Source organism: Endozoicomonas sp. YOMI1 (assembly GCF_024606345.1).
Classification (GTDB): Bacteria; Pseudomonadota; Gammaproteobacteria; order Pseudomonadales; family Endozoicomonadaceae; genus Endozoicomonas.
On the sequence record NZ_JAHHPM010000236.1, the window covers coordinates 1 to 2,216 of the forward strand.

Below are 2,216 nucleotides of genomic sequence, written 5' to 3' on the forward strand. Positions count from 1 at the left end.
TGAGAATTCGGCCTGAATTACGATCTGGATTGTCTGGGAATATACGATCAACAACGCTGGCAATCATGAGTACAACAAAATATAAACTATCGTACATCAGGTGCAACCGCCCTGAGATTTTTCCTTAATTGTCTCATTACTTTTTTGGACACAAAAAAAAAACTCAGAACAAAATCTGATCCATAGGTTAACTTAAATTCACTGAAGAAAATGGGTTATTATTTGGTAACTATGCCGTATCAGGGAATAAACTCCGGATGCTGATCATTTTCCGTTTTGGCTGTTCACTTGGTTTCACTCGCTTGCCTTTCGGTTTTGGTTCAGGTGTACCCTGCAAGATCAGCCCCTTCATGAATAACACCCAGGAACTAACCACAAAAATCTCAAAAAAATTCCTCTGCTTTTCCCAAAAAATCTTTTTCCGCTTGTTAGCCTCCAGCGCTTCATTAAATAATGGGCAGGAAAGCTCAACAATTTGATCAATCAGAAAGGCAAGAAACATCAGACAGGCAAAGTTGCTTGCCAGATTCTCTTCACCATGACCATAGTTATGCTCAAGACTGTAACCCAAATTCTTCAGTGTATTGAACGTTTCATTATCAATTAACCACCGTGCGCGTCCTCCTCGCATGATTTTCATGCAACACATATGGTTGTGAATGGGCAGGCTGGTTACCCAGCTATTGCAGTACTTTATTTTTCCATCCGAATCCGTTTCCACATAGTCGACATAATTGACCATAAAATCAGGATGTGACTTATTGAGTGGAACATCGTTTACGTAGCGAAACGAATGCCGGTGACCCCGTTTGTCGGTATAAGTGAACCGACGGACTTTGCCTTCCCGGTCCAGATCATCAACGGCTTCCAGCAAAGCCTCATGATCACTGTCCTTGGCAACAGCGATAAAATTGTGACCATAAGACCGGATGAGTTTAAGGGTTGGCCCCTTGGAATAGAGACCATCTAAACCCAGTACCAATTTCAGGTGGTAGTGTTCCCTGGAGAGATCTTCCAGAATGCGTTCAAGGGCGCGCACTTCACAGTCATTTTTGGAAGCATCTTTTTGTTGAGTAATAGGTTCTGGCATTAACGGCAGAACTGTTTTCAATCCTGGCTTTACAAGACAGATCGCGGATAACTGATGATAGAAAACAGTTGTTTTTTTAGGATTGTCGGCGTTTTTTGTGCAACAGTTTTTACAATTGATACTCTTTGACGTAAAAGTTTGTGTGCCATCAATGGGAGCCAGGTAGCCCTCTTTAAAATATTGAAAATGTTTCAATTTCCCAAGACGCTGACAATAAGCAAAAAGGGCGAGAAACAGTGGTCGAATATGCTTTGTCTTAACGTGATCAATTATTGATCTCAGATAGGTATCACAGGGTATATTTTGAACATGATATAAACTCTTGGCGTTTTCCTTGATAGTGGGCTGTTCACGTTTGTCATCGCAGGCCAGTAACGATGGATTTTTGTTATGAAAAACAGCAAGGGCATACATAAACAAATCGGAAATGGAAATATTTGATGAGCGCCCTTTTTGTGAGCGAGGATCGGGAATCTCTTGAACTTGTTCAAAGACAAGATCAATGAGGTCAGTAGTAACCGAATGATTATGAGAGGTAGGCATAGGATACTGTGTTGCTATTTTGCCAAAAGCATCATCTATTTTAGACTGCGTAGCTGAAATTGTCCTGTAAGCTTCCAGACCTTGGGAACAGCGGGCTTTCAGTCGTTGTGGGAATTACTGGATGAGTACTACAAATAGTAGATTAGTTAAAAAAAACTGCTGACCTGTTTTGATCGGACAGAACTTCTCAGTATGGCGGAACAGCTTGGTTTTACTATACGAGAGCGAAATATCCGACCTTTGGATTTTATCCTCTCACTGATCGATGCCTCCTCTGGTGATGGAAACTGCGATACCCTGGCGGATCTACACCGTAAATTTAACGAGTTGACAGGGCTGAATGTCTCCTATCACTCTTGGACAAATCAAGCTAAAAAGGACGCGCTGCCTACTTTTATCCTGTGGCTATGGGTGCAGTGTCTGGAAATATTTTCCCGCAAAGTCATGGCGTTTGATGAAGACAGTCCATTTTCAGAGTTTGAGCACATTCTGATTCAGGACGGTTCATCACAAGCCGTTTACAATGCCCTGAAGGAAGCATTTCCCGGCAGGTTCTCAACGGTCAGTCCTGCTGCCGTCGAGC

Annotated in this window: 1 protein-coding gene and 1 pseudogene; one reads left to right on the top strand and one right to left on the bottom strand. The window is 42.3% G+C overall.

Annotated elements, in window-relative coordinates; all coding sequences use genetic code 11:
- Nucleotides 1-229 precede the first annotated feature (229 nt).
- The gene (locus KDK15_RS08270) at nt 230-1,633 is read right to left on the bottom strand and encodes a hypothetical protein (RefSeq protein ID WP_257294882.1); all 1,404 of its coding nucleotides are present in this window, start codon (nt 1,631-1,633) and stop codon (nt 230-232) included.
- A 192-nt stretch (nt 1,634-1,825) separates the two neighbouring features.
- On the opposite strand from KDK15_RS08270, the pseudogene KDK15_RS08275 reads away from it, so the two are divergent.
- Nucleotides 1,826-2,216, top strand: a pseudogene (locus tag KDK15_RS08275) (IS4 family transposase); the annotation flags it as partial.

Coding starts and splice junctions, on each gene's coding strand:
- KDK15_RS08270 (WP_257294882.1), bottom strand. CDS start 1,633: ATGCCTACCTCTCATAATCATTCGGTTACTACTGACCTCATTGATCTT.